This window comes from Neisseria sp. P0009.S007, from assembly GCF_051962515.1.
In genome coordinates this window covers 1-262 of sequence record NZ_JBQCVF010001147.1, presented here as the reverse complement: position 1 = coordinate 262, position 262 = coordinate 1, and the positions used below count along the sequence as shown (strand labels likewise).

The window sequence follows — 262 nt, the reverse complement described above, 5'->3', positions numbered from 1 at the left end:
CTTATGGACAATACGCAAAACCCTCAAAACCTGCAACGCAATTCATTGCGCCGCAACAGTATCTACCTGCTGCCCAACTCCTTCACCATCGCCGCCCTGTTCTGCGCCTTCTTCGCCATCACCCAATCCATGCACAAGCACTTTGAAATAGCGGCGATCGCAGTATTCCTCTCCATGCTGCTCGACGGCATGGACGGGCGCGTGGCGCGGCTGACCAACAGCCAAAGCGCATTCGGCGAACAGCTCGACAGCCTTGCCGACA

Annotated in this window: 1 protein-coding gene; it reads left to right on the top strand. The window is 56.9% G+C overall.

The annotated features are described in order from the left end of the window. Positions 1-3: 3 nt before the first annotated feature. Positions 4-262, top strand: a 259-nt coding sequence (locus ACTHS3_RS18095) for a CDP-alcohol phosphatidyltransferase family protein (RefSeq protein ID WP_440368808.1), incomplete at its 3' end; no start/stop codon positions are given.